Below are 19,446 nucleotides of genomic sequence, written 5' to 3'. Positions count from 1 at the left end.
CAGAGGCCTCCCATGAGCGAAGACCTCTGTTCTTTATAGAATACATTCTTTATTCTGTACGATTCTTTTACTTACAGTGCACGAATGACAAATTCAAATGTCAGTTCGCCGTCCGAAGGGATCAGGTATTCCGGATGAACTGGAGCACCCCAGCTGTCATCACCGCCAACACCCATTTGTTTACCCGCTACAGTCACGACCGTATAGTGCACAGGTGGCAGTTCGTACGCATGTTGTGCGTTCTCCAGCTCAAATGCCGTATATGGTGAAACATTCAGCTCAACCGGAGTTCCGGATGCTTCAATTTTGAAGCCACGTCCCGCGTTGTCTGTCAATTTGGCCCAACGTACGCCCGTACGATTGCCTGATTCCTGTGGTACCAGATATGGAGCCATGGTATCAGCTACCTTGCTGCCATGGATGCCCAAACGTGCGCCAAATGCGCGGTCAGCATAATTTTCTTCTGGTCCCATCGCGAGCCATTCCACGTTTTCGAAATCAGGAGATGTTCTGAAGGACAATGCATGAATTGGCAGGTTTGGCAATCCGGCTGTACCTTTGTACATATTATGCACATGTACGCTTCCATCTGCATGAACCGTATATACCACTTTCACTTGTACATCCTCCGAAATGTTGAGCTTGTACGTGAACTCGATCCGGTATTGATCCGGTTTCTGTTCCGCTTTCCACTCTACAGAACGTGGCATCACGCTCGCTGCATACCAGGCACCCAGTTCGAAGCCCATCGCCATACCTTTGTCATTATCCGTCATTGCACGCCAGAAGAGTGGTGCAGGTGGTACAGCAATCGTCTCACGACCAGACAATTTCAGGGAAACCAGTGTCCCAAACTGTTTGGAGAACAGCGCATGTGTCTTGCCGGCACGAACACCGATGTTAACATCACCTTCGATAACTTGTACATCACTTACAAGGTTCAAGTCGACTTCAACTGCATCATTCACCTGATCCTGGGTGAAAATAAACTGTCCAAATGCCACTTCTTCGCCTTTGTCAGCCCACAGTGTAGCTTCTTTTAACACAAATGCAGTGTTCACAGCATACTCGCCGCCCGCCAGAGCTTCTGCACCCAGCGGAAGTTTCACTACCGTCTCGCTTTGTGCATCCACGTTCACTTCCAATGTTCCACGCAGCACTTCATGTCCCTCGCGCTCCAGGCTGTATACCAGTTCCAGCGCAGATGTATCTGCGAACAGATTACCGTTCACGATTTTAACACCTTCACGATCCGGGAACAGCTTGATGTTCTGGTAAAGGAATTTGACCTCCTGCATTTTCGCAGTTACTTTACGGTCAGCATGGACGATACCGTTGCCACAGAACGAATAGTCTGATGGACGATCACCAAAATCTCCGCCATAAGCGAGGAACTCTTTGCCGTAACGATCTTTTTTATAAATGGATTGGTCGATGTAATCCCAGATGAAACCACCTTGATACATCGGATATTTGTCTTCCAACTCCGTATATTTGTGCATACCACCAATGGAGTTACCCATGGCATGCATGTACTCACAGCTGATATACGGCTTGGTCGGGTTTGCATTCAGGAATTCCTCAATGTCCGCCGGTTTGGCATACATGCGAGTCTCCATATCACTTGTCTCATCGAAACGGCGATCATGGAATACACCTTCGTAATGTACCAGACGTGTTGGATCAGCTGATTTGAAGTATTGGGATACTTTGTAGATGACTTCACCACCGTGTGATTCATTACCACAAGACCAGATCAGAATGGACGGATGGTTTTTGTCACGCTCCACCATGGATACAGCGCGGTCCATAACGATATCATGCCATTCCGGTTTGTCACCTGGAATAACCCATGAAGGCTCAACGGCGCCAAGCTTCTGCCAAGATCCGTGTGTCTCCAGGTTCATCTCGTCAATAACATAGAGTCCGTATTCATCACACAGCTCATACCAGAGACTTTGGTTTGGATAGTGTGACGTACGTACGGCATTCATATTGTTTTGTTTGATGGTACGAACATCCCACAGCATGTCTTCCTTCGTAACCGCACGTCCACGACGCGGGTTGAACTCATGGCGATTCACACCTTTGAATACGATACGTTTACCGTTGATATGCATTACTTTGTCAATCATTTCGAATGTACGGAAACCAACGGCTTGAGGAACTACCTCAACCAGTGTACCCGCAGCATCATATACACGAATATAGAGACGGTACAAGTATGGAATCTCTGCGCTCCACAGGTTCACTGTACCAATGTCTTCACGAAGACTTACTTGCCCATCGTTAACTTTGGACTCAAACGTTTTAACGGTATTGCCTTCACGATCACGAAGTTCAGCCTCTACACGTGCTCCTGCAACAGCTTTTCCTTCCAGCTTCAGATCCACTTGCAACGTACCGTTGGTATAGGACTTGTCCAGATCTGTGCGCACATGAACATCACGTACGTGTGCAGCCGGGACCGTATACAGATACACATCTCTGAAAATGCCGGAGAAACGCCAGAAATCCTGATCTTCCAGCCAGCTACCTGTGCTGCGTTGATACACCTCAACTGCGAGTTTGTTCTCTCCATCCTGAAGGAATGGTGTCAGGTCAAAATCAGATGGCGTGAAGCTGTCTTCCCCGTATCCTACGAATTGTCCGTTAAGCCATACATAAAATGCAGACTCTACACCTTGGAAAGAAATATATACCGGATTCGACTCCCAGCCTGTGGGCAGGTGGAATGTTCGAATGTAACTTCCAACCGGATTTTTATCCTGTGGTAATGCCGGCGGACGAATGTCGTTCAAGCCATCCCAAGGATATTGTGTATTTACATATTGAATCTGTCCGTATCCTTGTAGCTGGATATGCCCCGGAACTTCAATATCATCCCAGCCTTCACTGGAAAAATCGGATGTATAGAAAAACTCAGAACGGCTGTCTGGACGAATTGCATAGTTGAATTTCCACGTACCATTCAGATCATAACGCATGGACATCGCGCCTGAACCTACAGCCTCGTCCATTGTTTGGTAGTAACGGTGATCGGAATAGGCATGAAGACGGTTCACCTCAAATACACTTACGTCCCCCAACCAGTTGATATCTGCCTTTGTTGCTTTCATCGGCTCTCTCTCCCTTTAAAACGTTATAGTTTGACTTCTTCAAGGTTTACGCTGGATTTCCTTTTGCTTTACATAAACAAAAAAGACAGAGGTACGCCATAACAGCGCCCTCTCTTCTTTCCTGCACCCGTCATTTGCACGGATTATGCTGTTTTCATTACTTCACGGAACCTACCATACCTGCAACAAAATGTTTCTGCATGATGAAGAAAACGATTGCTGTAGGTAGTGTTGCGATAACGATCGCTGTCATGATTACTCCGTAATCCGGAGAATAACCAGCACCGAGGTTCGAGATCAACAGTGGAATCGTTTGTTGGTCAGGTGTTTGCAATACAATGAGTGGCCACAGATAGTTGTTCCAGCTACTCATGAAGGTAATGATTGCTGCCGCTGCATATGTTGTTTTCATGGTTGGCATATAGATCTTCAAGAAGATGCCGAGTTCACTCAAACCATCAATACGTCCAGCTTCCAGCAAGTCTTTCGGGAACATTTTGGTGTTCTGACGGAAGAAAAAGATCAGGAACGCTGTTGCAATGGTTGGCAAGATCACTGCTGCCATGGTGTTAATACCGATAACCGGTGCAACTCCCGAGATTGTTGCAAACATACGATACAGTGGTACCATAATCGCCGCAAACGGGATCATCATGGATAACAACAGGATATTAAACACAATGTCACGAGACTTCGTGCGATATACCTCGAAGCCATAACCTGCCATGGAACCAATAAACAGTGCCAAGAGAGTGGAGACCACAGAGATAATCGCCGAGTTTCCGAGAGCCTGTACCAGATTCGTCGAATCAATCAGTTTGTTGAAGTTATCAATGAAAGCTGAACCCGGTAACAATCTGCCTTTGGTTACATCGACAGATGCATTCGTTGAACTGACCAGCATCCAGAAGAAAGGGAAAATGGATACAAAGGCGACGATGGATAGGAACACATACGTGAAAATCCGTTTTGCTTTAGCTTTAGCCATTTTTATTATCACCTGCCACTTTAAACTGGATGATGGACAATACAATAATCAAGATTACGATGGAATACGACACTGTTGCTGCATAACCGAAGTCCGGTGAATATTTGAACGAAAGGTTGTAGATGTATTGTGAAATCGACATGGTCGCATTACCTGGACCACCCTTGGTAATATTCATGATTTCATCAAAGATTTGCAATGTACCAATCGTTGATGTGATGGACGTGAAAAGGATAATCGGTTTAAGCAAAGGTACAGTGATTTTGAAGAATTGTGTAAAAGCATTCGCTCCGTCAATTCTTGCAGCTTCATAGATCGATTGATCAATGTTTTGCAGGGATGACAGATAGAAAATCATGTTATATCCGGTCCAACGCCAAGTAACGGCGATTATGATCGTAATTTTAGCCCAGAACGGGTCTGTGATCCATTGAATTGGATCGCCAATAATGTGCAAGCCCATCAGGAATTGATTCACCATTCCATCTGGTGCGAACAGATATTTGAATACAACAGAGTACGCTACCAATGAAGTTACACAAGGCAAGAAAATCGCTGTACGGAAGAAGCTCCGGAAACGTAGTGTGCTGTCATTCAGCAATACGGAAATAAACAAACCAAGAATAATCATTACAGGCACTTGAATAATCAAGTAGATAAATGTATTCGATAATGCTGTACGGAATGTTGTATCAACTAACAATCTTTTGTAGTTAGAAAGGCCCGAAAATTCAAGATTGGCTCCTACACCAGACTTGAACGATAAGAGCAGCGCTTGAATCATCGGGTAGAAGTAAAATGCAACAATCCCGACAACAGCCAGCAAAACAAAAGCCCATCCAGTCAAATTATTTTTCTTTTGGAGACTGTCTCCTGTATTCATGGCTTTCACAGTATGGCTCCTCTCTCTCCATGGAACATGGGTAGAACCCACGGAGCCTCTCGCCATATCCGGTTCGACTTGCGCCGGACATGGGAGACGGCTCCGATGTTTCCTAGGGTTCTATAAGTTACCTTGGGTATCTTAGTTTAATTGTGCTTCAGCTTGTTTTTGTGCATCAGCCAGAACGTCATCGATTGATTTACCGTTCAGGAATGCTTGCATTTCTACAACCAGAATATCTTCAATGGCATAAGTGTTGATACCATAGTTTACGCTTGGAATTTCTTTCGTCCAATTCGCAAAGTCTGTGAAGATTTTTTGTCCGCCGAAGTACTCGTCTTCTTTGGCATAAGCATCGCCATCAACTGCTGGTTTGTACGTACCAATTGCGCCGATGTTGTTCAACAGATCTTGATACAATTGTTTGTCAGAACCAAATGTTTTTGCTACAAAATCAGCTGCTTGATCTGCACCAGGAACGTTGTTCATAACATACCAAGAGCTACCACCCAGGTTGGATGCGTGAACAGAGTTTGGTTGACCAGCCATTTTCGGCATTGGAGCTACGGCCCATTTACCGGATTGGGAAGCTTCTTGACGTACAGATGGTGAGAACCAGTTACCTGTAGGAATTGTTGCTACGCTACCGTTATTGGCGTTGGCAACGAATTGACTCCAGTCAGAGTGCAATTTAACAATGTTGGCATCCATCATCGCTTTGTATGTGATGAAAGCTTCTTTCAGTGCAGCGTTAGTAGCAATGTCAGGTGTTTTACCATCTTCTGCGGAATACCATTTACCTGCAGTTTGGATCATCATACGAATCAAACCAAGGTCATTCGGGTCAAGAGAAAGAAGCTCTTTACCTGTTTTAGCTTTTACGTCTTTACCAATTTGGATGTAGTCATCCCAAGTGATGTCTTGCAGGTCAGCTGCTTTGTAACCAGCTTGCTCCAGCAGATCTGTTCTGTAGTACAAACCAGCAACGCCGGAGTCAAATGGTACTCCATATTGTTTGCCATCAAAAGCTGTTGGTCCGAGTTTGTAATCTGCAAAGTCGGAAGCCGTGATGTTGGAAGACAGATCTTTGAACGCATCAGGATATGCATTCAGGAAGCTTTGTGAACGGTAGTCTTCAATCAGAACTACGTTTGGAAGACCGCTGGCAGTTCCGGAGTTAAGCCCCGTGTTCAGTTTCTGGATGATATCAGCTTGAGCGTATTCAATGATGTTGATTTTCACATCAGGATTTGCTTTTTGATATGCTTCTTTTGCTGTTTCCATTGCAGCTACGTTAAAAGCTTTGTCCCAAGCCCAGACTGTAATTTCGTTTGTTTTTTCGTCACCACCACTAGCGGAATTACCTCCGCCACCGGATGAACATGCGGACAACAGCAGTACTGTAACGAGCATCAATACCCACATTTTTTTCAAAACATTCAACTCCCCTTCGACCTCTTTGTGTGTAATTTGTTTGCGTTTTCTGAAAGCGGTTGCTTTCGATGTATTCATCTTATCATTCCCATATCTTCATTCGTTAGTAATAATTTTGTACGGATTTGTCATCTTATTGCCACAATGAAAACCTTTACAGAAACCATTTGCATTAAATTTGGCTTTTTGTAATTTCTTTTGATTTTGTAATTTCTTGATCTTGAAATAGTACAAATATGTATTTTGCTTTACCTCTGACACGCGAAAATCCCCCGCCTCTGTAGAAAACAGAAGTGAGGGATCTCGATTTTAGTGTATTCAATCGAATCGGGTTTCAATTCAACTCGTGATTAAAGGCAGTGTAACGGTGACTCTCGTTCCTTCCCCAACCGTACTCATAATGGTGACACCATAAGGTGAACCATATAATAACTCAATACGGTCATGCACGTTACGAATACCGATACCACTGAATAGTTGACGATTGTTCTTTGGATTGGGCAGCGTTTCTCCCATGACAAGCCCTTCAATTCCATCACCATTGTCCATAATCTCACAGATGAGTGATTCTCCTGCTCTGGAAACCATGACATGAATTGTACCCGTTTCTTTTTTGATAAATCCATGGAAAAATGCGTTCTCGATAAACGGCTGTATGACCAGCTTCGGTACATGGTAATGTGTACAATCCGGAGCGACGTAGAAAGCTGCTTTAATCCGGCCTCCATATCTGACGTGATTAATGAAGACATAATTTTTCAAATTCTCGACTTCTTGTTCCACTGTAACCGTCTGACTCACATCACTAATCGTATTCTGTAGCAATCCGATCAGCGCATTAATGGTCTCCGCTGCCCTGTCCTTGTTACCTTGTTGCACCAGAACTTTGACAGAAGCAAGTGTGTTGTACAAGAAGTGCGGATTAATCTGACTCTGTAAAGCTGCAAGTTCTGCGTTACGTTGTTCATGCTGGGTCTGCACTAACTGATCCACATAATCATGCAACTCATCAAGCATGTAATTGTAAGCATGACCCAGCTGCCTGCTCTCGTAGCTTCCACTCACTGGAATGTAGTTGTCCAGATCACTTTTCGTAATATTGGACATCTGCTTCACAAGTCTGCGCAGGGACTTGGTAATCTGGCTGGTGATGAGAAATACGAGAATAAGAGCCCCTACAACAATTGCTGCACAGATTAGGGCAACCGTCTTCATGTCGATGAGTTGACCCATCGCCAGATCCTTATCGACAACATTGACAATGTAAAACCGATAGAACGGTAAATACTCCGATAGAACAACGCTATCCTGATCCATCACACGAGCATTGATGCTCCTCGGAGACGTTTTGTTCATTTCTCGGGCATAGGACAGCAAATCCAGCTGAGTTGTCCCAATCCAGTCTTCACGATTCGAAGATACAATCTCACCTTTTTCGTTCATAATGACCACGTCATTGCCTCGACTAGTAAAGCTGGCATAGAACTGACGGAACGCCTCTTCTCTCATCGTGACATAAAGCGTACCGTATATTCGGCTGTGGGTTCGATCTGTCAGTGCTTTCGTGGCAGAGATCATCTGCTGACTTCCGACCGTTGCATCGTTTTGGTAATCATCAAAGATAAGACGACTCGGTGTCTCAGCGGCTTCCACCGTAATCGGTTCCTCTTTCAATTCATCCACTGACTTCTCAAGGTGAGCACGATTGGTGGAATAACTCCGCCCATTGATCCCGATAATCGTTATCCCTACTTCATACGATTCCGTTATCGATTGAACGCGGTCCATCGTTTCCCGCATATTATAGAAGGATTTGGCCATCGTGAGGGAATCAGCATCTCCTTCGGACAGGAATCCTCGGATCGATCCACTCTGCGTCACATTATTCGATACGGCAGCAATGGCCTCATTAAAGGATTCAAAATTTGTTTTGATCTGATTAAGCACCTTGGAGTTTGTGATACTGAACGTCTCAGTAAACAGATTGGTTGACATGTGAATGGTCGTCCATAAGATGAGTACAGAAACGAGGACAATACTGACCACCATAACCAGAAACAACTTGGGAAACAATCCGAGACGAGATAATTGGTTCATCCATTTCTTCATGATCTTATCCTTCTGACTTTATGCCCAGAATTTGCGCCGGTATCGGCTTGGTGATAATCCGGTGAATTTTTTGAATACTTTGCAAAAGTAACTATGATCGGAATAACCTACCATACTGCTAATCTCAGAGATCGTTACATCATCGGATCGGAGCAGTTCCTCGGCTTTTTCAATCCGAATTTTATTCAAGTATTCATTAAATCCTTCTTTTTTGTGAGATGAGAAATAACTGGATAAATACGATGGATTAAAATGAAAGTGCTTGGCTACTTCAGCAAGCCCGAGCGGCTGATCAAAGTGCTCATGCATGTAATCCAGCAGCATCTTCATGTTGGGATCACTTCGTTTTCCACCCGCACCAACGGTGCACTCCTGAACTTCCGTCATGAATTGGTCAAGCACAGTCATGACTTCGTCCAGGCTTGAAGCCCCGTCCACATTTTTAAAATACGTATATTTGCTCTCTTCCAGCCCGGCAGACTGGACATCCATATCCGCGAGGGTAATGGTCACGTTAAAGATCAAGTTACCGAGAAATGATTTGATCTCAAACACATCGGCAATATAATCCCGTCCAAGTGTTTTTGCATGATCCTGTAAATACTCCCTTGCCGCTTCGACCCGGTTACGCTTCACATGCTGCAAAAACATATTCACATTAAACTGGTAACCTGCGGGATGCATTGGAGGCAGTTCACCATAGACCAGGATTGGTCGATCCTTATAATAGAAACGATATTCAATCAGCTTAATCAGGCGTTCCCGGTAAACAACACCCATCTGTTCAAATGAAGTAAAGCTTTCACTAAGCACCCAACCAGGACTGCCTTCTCCTGCTGCATTTTCACTGGCCAACTGTCTGATCCGTTCAAGCATCCATTCATCTCTCGCAGGATCGACATTAAGAAGCATCACAGGTAATGTACCCTCTGCGGGAACCATTGCACATTCTACTTCAGGCAGATCACTGCGGAGCTTGGACTCAATCTGCTCCTGATCCATCTTCAGTGGATTCCCTCCAGCACCCACGGGTTTATACACAAGCAAGCGAAAGGATTCATACGGAAAGGTATCTCGAATGATCGGCATTTCACTATCTTCATCCAATGTAAATCCGGACAGCATCTTCTCCATCAGTTGTCCAAGTCTCCAGCCATCATGCGACGGCTCGAACTGTAACTCCGGAATTTTACCCGCTGTTCGTTGAAGGACCTGCAATAATTCATTTGTATCCAGCTTGGGTTTCAGTATATAATCGGCTGCCCCGTGCTGAAGCGTTGAACGTACATACTCGAATTCACTGAAGCTGCTAAGTACAATAACTTCAATCTGCGGATTACTGGCTTTTAGTGTACGGACAAACGTTTCGCCATCCATGACAGGCATGACAATGTCGGTGATCACAATATCCGGTTTTAACAGGTTCACCTGCTGTAATCCTTCTTCACCGTTGGAAGCTTCACCCACAATGATAAATCCTTCCGCTTCCCAGTTCATATGGTGCTTTATGCCCTGTCTTACCAGAAACTCATCGTCAACAATCAGCACCTTGCACAACCGGTTCATGATCGCGACCCCCTTGTCTAATCTTTCCTCTATATCTGTACAGGCTATACCAACTATTATATATCGGTTATAAACACTTTCCAGTGTTAGCGGTTACATTAATTTTAAATTGATTGTACATCTTTTTATATCCTAAAACGATCCTTTAAGCAATGGTAACTATCTATAGTTTACACTATATTTCGACAAAATAAGAAGCCCCGACTCGCCATTTGATCATCTGGCGAATCAGGACCCCTATTTCAATCCTTTATTTCGTTAAATCACTCACTTATGGTTCAATTCCCCATTGGAGACTTCCCGCGATATAACCAGTGACTTTGGACCAGTCCGTATAGGAAGTCTGACTACCTGCAAAAGAATAATCATCCGTTTGCGTATAGTTGGTCCAATTGTTCTTGGAGATGCGCGTATGGATTTCCGTGCTTTGTCCTGCATTTAGAGTTCCAGCAGAAGCTGTGAATCCAATCTCAAGCACGTGGTCAGCACCTGTCCGAGCTGGATTGAGTGCACTGAACGTGCCTGTTACATTCGCACTGCCAGCCGTCGCCCAGTCAGCGAAAAAGTTCTGAGGCTGTTCACCGTTTATCGTGTAATAATATCTGATTTTCAAATCAGACAGATTCAAGGCTGTAGTACCCGTATTTGTCAGTTTGAATTTGGGACTAATTGAGCTGCCCGTCGCTGAAGTGTTGCTGTTAAACATCTCAATGCGTATGGTTCCAACAGGTGCAGCTGTCGTGTCTTTAATGAGCAGATTCAAGGTCGCAGGAGCACCTGCGCTGAATTGAAAGGTTAGCGTCGCTGCGCCATTTGGCAGTGAAGCCAGGTAGTTTTTACTTAATACGACCTCATTGCCTGTCAACGTGTAATCTGTACCTGAAACCAGCGTTGCATTCCCGTTGCGAATGGATGCAAGTGTATTGCCGTTAAGTGTTAACGTGACTGGAATATTAACCTGATTGCCTGCTTTGCGATCAAATTCGGCTGTAACCGGTGTAATCGCAGAGTTGGTCACTGGAGTACCCCCGCCGTCTCCTCCGCCATTGTTACCTCCAACACGGTCAGCATACAAAATTCCGCGGCCATTTGTTCCGAGATATACTCTTCCATACAAACGCGGATCACCCGTAATTGTGGTTACACGAGCATACTGATGCTGATCATCGTTGATACGAACCCAATTGGCACCACCGTCATCGGAGCGGAAGAATCCACGTGTTCCATCGATCTGTGCAACCGTGTATAACGCAACAACGTTTTGCCCAGGGGCCGCTTTACCAAATCCGATACTGTCTGCTTCCTCTACATTGGCAAGCTTTGTGAATGTCGCTCCTGAATCCGTGGAATGCCATAATCCGTAAGGACCTTCTTCCTCACTGCCACCAGCAAACCAGAGTTCACCTTCAACACCTGGAACGGCATCCAGATCGGAATTTCCTTCCATCGGAAGTCCAGTCGCAGGTGATGCCGTGAAGGTAGCACCACCATTCACACTCACATAGATTTTACCAGCTGCAAATCCATAAAATTTGTTTGGATTGACACGATCCGAAATCACTTTTGCCTGTGCAGGTATGCCCGTACTTGCCGTCCAGGAATTGCCGCCAGTCGAATAATGTACGCCTTTATCTGACGTGCTCCATACGAGTCGGTTACCATTCGCAGAGATGGCTACGGTCCCTCCTCCGGTTGTGCCGGCAGGTTCTGCATTGGCCTTATACCACGTAGTACCTCCGTCACTGGACAAACCAATGGATTTTGCATTGGGATCAGCAGCATAATCTGCTTTACCTACGCGAACCATCGTATTTGGACTTAACTCTGCAAAATCCAGACTTTCTGTGGAAGGATAGTTCGGGCTCGTAAATATGGTAGCTGGAGCCTGGTCCAGATTGTTATGACGGAATCCGGAGACATCTCCCAATCCGCTTATCAAATGTGCACCACTTGGCGGGCTGACCAGATCCAGCACGGCAATCTCCTCAACCCCCTTCGCCATCACTGAAATATTGATTTTTTCATCATCATCCCAGTCTGTCAGGTTCTTCGTTCCATAGATCGTAGCACCCGTTCCATACATCATGCGATCCGAATCAAACGGATCAATCTCCAGATCACCGATCATCCAGCCCAGTTTTGGGGTTGTTTCGGGTGGGGCAGGATTGGTGCCAAATGTGAGCCATGGAGCTGCCGAAATATCCTGTGTATAACGTAACTTCCGATTCGGATATCCTTCAAATTCCCATATGCGTGTCCACGTTGCTCCGCCATCTTTACTCCGGAACAAGGTGGCATCCGGCCACCAGGAATTTAATGTCGCAACCATCAATGTACCGGGATTCTGTGCATCAACAGCCAATCCGCCATATCCAAAATAATTATCCGTGCTGCTGCTTGGAACAGGGCTGATGTTGGTCCAGACACCTGTAGACGTATTCAGTTTCCACACGTCACCTTTTGTCCCATCATAGGGTCCAACACCATCGCTATACGTAATATAGAGGCTTCCGTCTGAATCAAACACACCATGATGCGGAATATAACCTGTAGGTTGACCAGCAACAGCTGACCAGGTCAGGCCGCCATTTGTGCTGCGATATACGCTTTGATCTTTATCCGCAACACCCACATAGATTGTCTGGGTTGCTTGCCCTGCCGAACCTGTTGTTTTGTCAAATGTAATCCATGCCAGACCTACGATGTCACTGGTATATTCATTCGAAGGATCTTGCACATAATTTCCCGGATTCGGGAAGCTTGTGACTTCGTTCCAGGTCACACCGTAATCGGTACTTTTCCATAACCCATGACCACTTCGTGCACCGAAATACAGAATACTGTTATCATTTGGGTCCACGGTCAGGCGTTCTCCCATTGAACGTCCCGGCATGTTGCCGCCCACTTTGAACGGAAGTGTTGTGGTCTGCCATGTATCTCCCCGGTCCGTAGAGCGCAAGATGGAGCCATTATTTTGGTCCCACGAATTCGTATACGTCCCAACTGCCATATACACCCGATCGGGATCAACCGGGTCCGTAGCCAGTGCGTCCACACCATTCTTGTTCCAGTCATCCCAGCCGACAAAATCCGTTAAGGGTATCCACCTCTCGTCAGTCGCATTCCAGCGATAGGCTCCCCCGATATCCGTACGGGCATAGATCAGATCCTTTTCCGACTCGTTGAAAATAATGCCCGGTACAAACCCGCCTCCTGCACCCGTCACCACATTTTTCCACTCATAGGCTTCACTTGGTGCCGCCGCTGTTGTTCCAGCAAGTCCTCCCAGCGAGGCGGTTACTACAGCAACCGTCAGGCTCATCATTCGCAATTTCCCCATAAACGTTCTCATATCAACTTATCCTCCTCTTCTACTTCGTTACTGCATTTCGGTCTATCCCCGCTGTCTCATCGTGCTGATGATGGCGTGCCAGACGAATCAATGCATCCCTTGATACAAGAAGCCTCACCCCCTTCCAGTCATATTGTTAAGCGCTTACATAATTGTTCTTGATTCGCGGTTATCTGGATAATACTTTCAATAAATAACATTCGCTGGCAATCTCCAAACCCCTCTGTCGAAATTCCGATTTTTGTAAAATATTTTCAGTGTTTAAAATCGTTTATACATCAAAAAAAGATGCTGTTAGAACAGCACCTTTTGACATTTTATATAAGAGTAAAAAATGAAATCGTTTCTTTCCTGGCAAACCAGGCAAAGGTTCACTGAGGTTCACTACATAATTGGCACCTGTTTATTGCTGGCTACCATAAGCGTGAGTCTCCTGCCCTTTAACACCCGGTCTGATGACAAAAAGTGAGCCCGCATCCGGTGTCTCATTCAGACGTTCTTCCTTAATCCCTATACGTGCTGTTGTAATGTACAACTCTTCGAGATCCGGTCCACCAAAACAGCAGGATGTTACCTGATCTGCCGGCACCTCGATCTGTTGCAACAGTTCTGATGTATGCGGGTTCCAACGTGTGACTCTTCCTCCGCCCCAGTGCGCAACCCACAGCATGCCCTCACCATCAACCGTCATCCCATCCGGAAAACCGAATTCCTCCGGTATGTGAATGACACTTGTCCGATTTTGTATCGTACCTGCCGTCAGATCAAAATCAAACCGGTCAATAGAACGTGTCGGGGTATCAATGTAATACATCGTCTGCCGATCCGGACTCCAGCCCAGGCCGTTGGATGTAGACACACCTTGTACCATTGTGCGAACGGGTTGCCCTTGCTCCAAACAATACAGCGATCCGGCTTTGCTTTCATTATTCATGCTCATCGTGCCTGCCCAGAAGCGGCCCTTCGCATCACATTTTCCATCATTAAAACGATTGGTCTCCTTATCTTGTTCAGGGTCTTCAATAGCCTGCAGCTCACCCGTAAGCAAGTGATACGTATGGAATCCACTGCGTAAAGCAACCACAACTTCGTCACCACGATAGGGAACAACAGCCCCGACATGTTCACCGACATCATAAGCCTGATCCTGCCCTGTAGCCGGATCATACACATGCACCTTGAAGCTTTCAATATCTACCCACAATAATCGATTGTTCTCCGCATCCCAGCTTGGACCTTCCCCCAGTAATGCCGGGGTTTGTACTGCTACAGTTACGTCGCTCATGCCATCACGTCCTTATTCAGATTTGACGCCGCCAGACCATTCGAATCCGATGGCATCCAAGAATGCTTTGGACAGTACCATATGGCCCGTTGCATCCGGATGTACCCGGTCATAGGTCAGTACAGACGTATAGAAATGATCCCAAAATGGTGCAAATGCAGCCTGTGTATCCACATACACCGCATCATACTCATTCGCTACCCTGCGTACCGCTTCTCCGTAGATATCCATCGTGGCCCGCATCGGGTCTTCCGGATTGGCCTCAAGATAATAAGGCGTCATTAGTACCAGACCTTTCAGGTTGGGACGAACCGAAGCCACCAGTTCACGCAATGTGGATTCGTATTCTTCAAGAAACACATGTGAGTCTGTTGACAATGGATTGTCGAACTGACGCCATACATCATTAATGCCAATCATGATCGTCAGCCAGTCCGGTTTAAGGTCAAGCACATCACGATCCCAGCGCTGTTTCAGATCACGAATCGTATTTCCACCATTACCCACATTTTGGACACGCAACATCAATTCCGGATAGATGGACCGCAAGAGGGCATAGACTTGCGCTACGTAACCATGGCCCAGACCTGAACTGCCTTCACCTACAGGATGTTCCCGACCACAATCTGTAATCGAATCCCCGATAAACAAAAGCTTGTCGTTTTTTTGCAATTTCATCGTTATTTTCTCCTTCGCTTCAAAGCGCTAATATACGGATCACTCGATTAGTCAGGACCGTTCACTTGATACCAGCCAGGAAAATTACCAGCCTTGATTCTTGAGCCATGTGAGACACAGATCTGACCATACCCGAACCGCGTGGTTGTCCTCAGCCAATCCAAGTCCATGTGAACCTTTCTCAAAAACGTGCAAGTCATAGGGAATGCCATGCGCGCCCAATGCAAGTGCATAACGCAAGCTATTCTCCACAGGTACTGCCTGGTCATCGCTGGTATGCCAGATGAATGCTTCAGGAGCATCCGCTCTCACCTGCTGCTCCGCGCTGAAAGCCTTGATCTGCTCGGCAGAAGCGTCAGACCCAAGCAAATTCTCACGGGAACCGGCATGTCCATAGGACTCCATCGTAATGACCGGATAACAGAGAATAACTCGGTCCGGGCGTGAACTTTGGCGTTCAATGAGGTCCTCATGATCCGGTTGTCCCTCGTCATACAGCGTTCCCAGTGTTGCTGTGAGATGTCCGCCTGCGGAGAAACCAAGTACTGCAATTTTGGCAGGATTAATGCCGTACTGCTCAGCATGAGCACGAACATAACGTATGGCACGCTGACCATCTGTTATCGGGGCAGGATGCTGGTGAGGCGCCACCCGATATTTCAGGACAAATGCACTGATGCCTGCACGGTTCAACAATTCGGCTATTGGAGCACCTTCATGATCAGCCAAAAATCCATAGCCGCCCCCTGGACATACAATGACAGCGCTCTCGGAACCGGGCTGAATAAATGGAATCAAATGTGGCATTTCGTCTTCATGGCCCTGGGCTGCATAAGGTGCAGCATGATCCCATAAGGGTATCGTTGTTGTCATCTTCAATCATCCTCTCCAAGTAGAACGGAACCATGGGTCCGTTTAAACGTTTTCGAATCTCAGGAATCGATACCATCATAACGGTAATGACCCTAACGCATCAATACCTTCCTGGCATCACTTTTTGATCATTTGGGTACATGTTAGTACAAATTACGGAACTGTTCAGGAGTCACCCCCTCAATCCTGCGAAAGGTTGCTACAAAATGGCTTGCATCCCGAAAGCCCACCCTAACTGCCGTTTCCCTAATCGTGGGTCTATGGTCTGCGGTCATGATTTCCTTGGCTTTGCGAATGCGCAGCAAAATAAAATAACTGTAGGCTGTCATGCCAAAAGATTGTTTAAACAAGGTATTCAGATGTCTGGATGAGATCCCTGTGAGGTCAGCCATATGTTCGAGCCCAATCTCGGGATTCGCATAATGCTGTTCCATGAATGCAATGAGCGGAGCGAGTCTCTCCACGGCATTTGAGATGGAAGAACGATTGCCGGTCATGCCATGTTTTTTGAGCAAAATCAAAAATCGGTATATATCCGCTGACGCCTCGAGTCCCGACAAATCCTGATCACTTCTGATCGAATCCAGCACTTCCTGGCCGTAATCATTGAACGGACTGCTCTGCTCCCACTGATGCAACGCTGCTTCACCCAGACTAAGTGACTCCAAGATTGCCGGACACTGGGAACCGCCAAATGTAATATAGAATGTCTCCCACTCTCCTTGGGCGCGCACATATTCATGCGGTTCATTTGGCGGCAGCAAAATACCTGATGCTTCCCCCAGTACGACCGTGGACCCGGCAAACTTGAATTCTCCGGCTCCCTTTACTGTCTGAAGCCAATGGTAACAGGGATACCCCACAGGTCTGGACACCTTCTCCTGATTGCCGTTATAACCTAGGCTCTCAATATAAAGGGGCAACGGCTGATCACGTGATGTCATGAAATATCGTTGATGTCGGGGGGAGATAAACATGGGATGCCTCCTTGGGTATAAGCTGAAATAAACTTCCGTATTCTTATATGAGTCATTACTTTTATTATATTTTAAAAGTCATATGTATCATATAGTATAGGATTATTCTTATACAAGAGGTGAACACATTGATTAGTAACAAACTGCCCAAAATGTTCTACGGGGGCGATTACAACCCGGAACAGTGGGATCACGAAACCCACCTTGAAGACCTGCGCATGTTCCAATTGGCAGGAATTGATATTGCCACAATCAACGTATTTTCATGGGCACTGATTCAGCCTGATGAAGTTACATACCGTTTTGAAGAACTCGACCAACTGATTAATCGCTTACATGAAAACGGTGTCTATATATGCCTTGCAACAAGCACTGCTGCCCATCCGGCCTGGATGGCAAAGAAATATCCAGACGTGCTTCGTGTAGATGCCGATGGACGCAAACGCAAATTCGGTGGGCGCCATAATTCCTGTCCCAACAGCCCGACCTATCGCAAATACGCTGAGAAGATTGCGGATAAACTGGCCGAACGATACAAGGATCACCCCGCGGTTCTCGTATGGCACATCTCCAACGAATATGGCGGTGAGTGCTACTGTGACAACTGTGAAAAAGCGTTCCGCGTGTATCTGAAAGAACGCTATCAGACTCTGGAACAGGTCAACAAAGCATGGAACACGAATTTTTGGGGGCATACCTTCTACGATTGGGACGAGATTGTATTACCGAGTAACCTGAGCGAACATTGGGGTAACAACAATTCAACGTTCCAGGGAATCTCGCTGGACTACTCTCGCTTCAACTCCGACAGCATGCTGGATTGTTATCTGTTGGAATACGATGCAATCAAAAAACATATTCCGGACTCCGTCGTTACTACCAATCTGATGGGATTTTTCAAGCAATTGGACTATTTCAAATGGGCAAAATATTTGGATATCGTCTCCTGGGACAGTTATCCTGGTCTCGCAACACCCGTCAGCTTCACGGCAATGGCTCATGACCTTATGCGCGGACTGAAAGATGGTCAACCGTTCATGCTGATGGAGCAAACACCAAGTCAGCAGAACTGGCAGCCATATAACTCACTGAAACGTCCAGGTGTCATGCGTCTGTGGAGTTATCAATCTGTTGCGCACGGGGCCGATACCATTATGTTCTTCCAGCTTCGCCGCTCCATCGGTGCCTGTGAGAAGTATCATGGTGCAGTTATTGAGCATGCTGGGCATGAGAACACACGTGTATTCCGCGAAGTCGCTGAGCTGGGCAAGGAATTGCAGATCCTTGGAGACACCACGCTGGATGCATCTGTTGAATCCAAAGTAGCGATTGTGTTCGACTGGGATAACTGGTGGGCCATCGAAAAATCAAGCGGACCTACGGTTGCCCTGAATTATGTGGATCAGATCCATAAATACTACGCAGCCTTCTTCCGCCGCAACATACAAGTAGATATCATCAGTGTGGATACGGATATGAGCAAATACGACATTGTCCTTGCCCCTGTCCTTTACATGGTTAAACCAGGGTATGCCGCCAAACTGGAGAAGTTTGTTGAAGCAGGTGGAACATTCCTGACAACCTTCTTCAGCGGCATTGTCAACGAGAACGATCTCGTGACTACAGGTGGATATCCGGGAGAACTTCGTAAACTGCTCGGAATCTGGGTGGAAGAGATTGATGCCCTGCTGCCTGAGCAAAAGAACCGCATTGTCCTCAAAGAAACCTACGGTGATCTTCAAGGAGAGTATGGCTGCGGCATGCTGTGTGACCTGCTGCACAGTGAAGGAGCCGAAGTCATCGCGGAGTATGGAGACGACTTTTATAAAGGCATGCCTGTTGTGACACGTAATACCTTTGGCGAAGGTGAAGCCTGGTACGTTGCATCCGACCCGGATGAGCGCTTCCTCGATGGTTTGCTGGGACAGCTTGCAGCAGCGAAGAACGTAGAGTCCTTGCTGGAGACACCAGAAGGTGTTGAAGTAAGCGCACGAACCAAAGACGGCAGACCCTACCTGTTTGTCATGAACCATAACGCAACCACACAATGCTATGATCTGGGAACAGCTAAGGCACATGATCTGCTCACCAATCGTGAGCTTTCGGGAAGTGTTGAGATTGAAGCCCGTGGAGTGCAATTGCTCGAAATGAAATAAGCGATTTCGCTTAATTGGAATCATTC

12 protein-coding genes are annotated in these 19,446 nt (G+C 46.3%); 1 reads left to right on the top strand and 11 read right to left on the bottom strand.

Annotated elements, in window-relative coordinates:
• Positions 1-71 precede the first annotated feature (71 nt).
• From MKY66_RS10830 to MKY66_RS10780, 11 genes are all read right to left on the bottom strand, one after another.
• Complete coding sequence (locus tag MKY66_RS10830; RefSeq protein ID WP_076208938.1) at positions 72-3,119, bottom strand: glycoside hydrolase family 2 TIM barrel-domain containing protein; 3,048 nt, start codon at positions 3,117-3,119, stop codon at positions 72-74.
• A 157-nt stretch (positions 3,120-3,276) separates the two neighbouring features.
• Positions 3,277-4,107, bottom strand: coding sequence for a carbohydrate ABC transporter permease (locus MKY66_RS10825; protein ID WP_036609483.1), 831 nt, complete (start codon positions 4,105-4,107; stop codon positions 3,277-3,279).
• A complete protein-coding gene (locus MKY66_RS10820; RefSeq protein ID WP_036610887.1) occupies positions 4,100-4,990 on the bottom strand; it encodes a sugar ABC transporter permease in 891 nt (296 codons plus the stop codon). The genes MKY66_RS10825 and MKY66_RS10820 overlap by 8 nt, the downstream gene beginning before the upstream one ends.
• A 141-nt stretch (positions 4,991-5,131) precedes the next feature.
• Positions 5,132-6,424 carry an extracellular solute-binding protein gene (locus MKY66_RS10815; RefSeq protein ID WP_076209488.1) on the bottom strand — a complete coding sequence of 431 codons (1,293 nt, stop codon included), beginning with the start codon at positions 6,422-6,424 and terminating at the stop codon, positions 5,132-5,134.
• Positions 6,425-6,763: 339 nt separating this feature from the next.
• Positions 6,764-8,533 carry a sensor histidine kinase gene (locus tag MKY66_RS10810; RefSeq protein WP_076208939.1) on the bottom strand — a complete coding sequence of 590 codons (1,770 nt, stop codon included), beginning with the start codon at positions 8,531-8,533 and terminating at the stop codon, positions 6,764-6,766.
• An 18-nt stretch (positions 8,534-8,551) separates the two neighbouring features.
• Entirely contained in the window at positions 8,552-10,099 is a 1,548-nt protein-coding gene (locus MKY66_RS10805) for a response regulator transcription factor (RefSeq protein WP_076208940.1), read from the bottom strand.
• Positions 10,100-10,370: 271 nt separating this feature from the next.
• Positions 10,371-13,421 (bottom strand): X2-like carbohydrate binding domain-containing protein, encoded by a 3,051-nt coding sequence (locus MKY66_RS10800; protein WP_256704140.1) that lies wholly within the window; start codon positions 13,419-13,421, stop codon positions 10,371-10,373.
• A gap of 433 nt (positions 13,422-13,854) precedes the next feature.
• On the bottom strand, positions 13,855-14,736 hold the full coding sequence (locus tag MKY66_RS10795) for an SMP-30/gluconolactonase/LRE family protein (protein ID WP_076208942.1): 882 nt from the start codon (positions 14,734-14,736) through the stop codon (positions 13,855-13,857).
• Between the two features lie 12 nt (positions 14,737-14,748).
• The gene (locus MKY66_RS10790; RefSeq protein WP_076208943.1) at positions 14,749-15,414 is read right to left on the bottom strand and encodes an SGNH/GDSL hydrolase family protein; all 666 of its coding nucleotides are present in this window, start codon (positions 15,412-15,414) and stop codon (positions 14,749-14,751) included.
• An 84-nt stretch (positions 15,415-15,498) separates the two neighbouring features.
• Positions 15,499-16,287, bottom strand: a complete 789-nt coding sequence (locus tag MKY66_RS10785) for an alpha/beta hydrolase (RefSeq protein ID WP_076208944.1) — start codon at positions 16,285-16,287, stop codon at positions 15,499-15,501.
• A gap of 143 nt (positions 16,288-16,430) precedes the next feature.
• Positions 16,431-17,264 (bottom strand): AraC family transcriptional regulator, encoded by an 834-nt coding sequence (locus tag MKY66_RS10780; RefSeq protein ID WP_076208945.1) that lies wholly within the window; start codon positions 17,262-17,264, stop codon positions 16,431-16,433.
• Between the two features lie 128 nt (positions 17,265-17,392).
• Here MKY66_RS10780 and MKY66_RS10775 point away from each other — a divergent pair, with 128 nt between their 5' ends.
• Entirely contained in the window at positions 17,393-19,420 is a 2,028-nt protein-coding gene (locus MKY66_RS10775; RefSeq protein ID WP_076208946.1) for a beta-galactosidase, read from the top strand.
• Positions 19,421-19,446: the final 26 nt, after the last annotated feature.

This window comes from Paenibacillus sp. FSL R5-0766 (assembly GCF_037971845.1).
Taxonomy (GTDB): Bacteria; Bacillota; Bacilli; order Paenibacillales; family Paenibacillaceae; genus Paenibacillus.
This window is presented reverse-complemented; position numbering and strand designations above follow the sequence as displayed.

Excerpts from the sequence above, each read along its gene's own strand:
- MKY66_RS10825 (WP_036609483.1), bottom strand. The coding sequence starts at position 4,107 with ATGGCTAAAGCTAAAGCAAAACGGATTTTCACGTATGTGTTCCTATCC.
- MKY66_RS10800 (WP_256704140.1), bottom strand. The coding sequence starts at position 13,421 with ATGAGCCTGACGGTTGCTGTAGTAACCGCCTCGCTGGGAGGACTTGCT.
- MKY66_RS10830 (WP_076208938.1), bottom strand. The coding sequence starts at position 3,119 with ATGAAAGCAACAAAGGCAGATATCAACTGGTTGGGGGACGTAAGTGTA.
- MKY66_RS10790 (WP_076208943.1), bottom strand. The coding sequence starts at position 15,414 with ATGAAATTGCAAAAAAACGACAAGCTTTTGTTTATCGGGGATTCGATT.
- MKY66_RS10810 (WP_076208939.1), bottom strand. The coding sequence starts at position 8,533 with ATGAAGAAATGGATGAACCAATTATCTCGTCTCGGATTGTTTCCCAAG.
- MKY66_RS10805 (WP_076208940.1), bottom strand. The coding sequence starts at position 10,099 with ATGAACCGGTTGTGCAAGGTGCTGATTGTTGACGATGAGTTTCTGGTA.
- MKY66_RS10820 (WP_036610887.1), bottom strand. The coding sequence starts at position 4,990 with ATGAATACAGGAGACAGTCTCCAAAAGAAAAATAATTTGACTGGATGG.
- MKY66_RS10795 (WP_076208942.1), bottom strand. The coding sequence starts at position 14,736 with ATGAGCGACGTAACTGTAGCAGTACAAACCCCGGCATTACTGGGGGAA.
- MKY66_RS10785 (WP_076208944.1), bottom strand. The coding sequence starts at position 16,287 with ATGACAACAACGATACCCTTATGGGATCATGCTGCACCTTATGCAGCC.
- MKY66_RS10780 (WP_076208945.1), bottom strand. The coding sequence starts at position 17,264 with ATGTTTATCTCCCCCCGACATCAACGATATTTCATGACATCACGTGAT.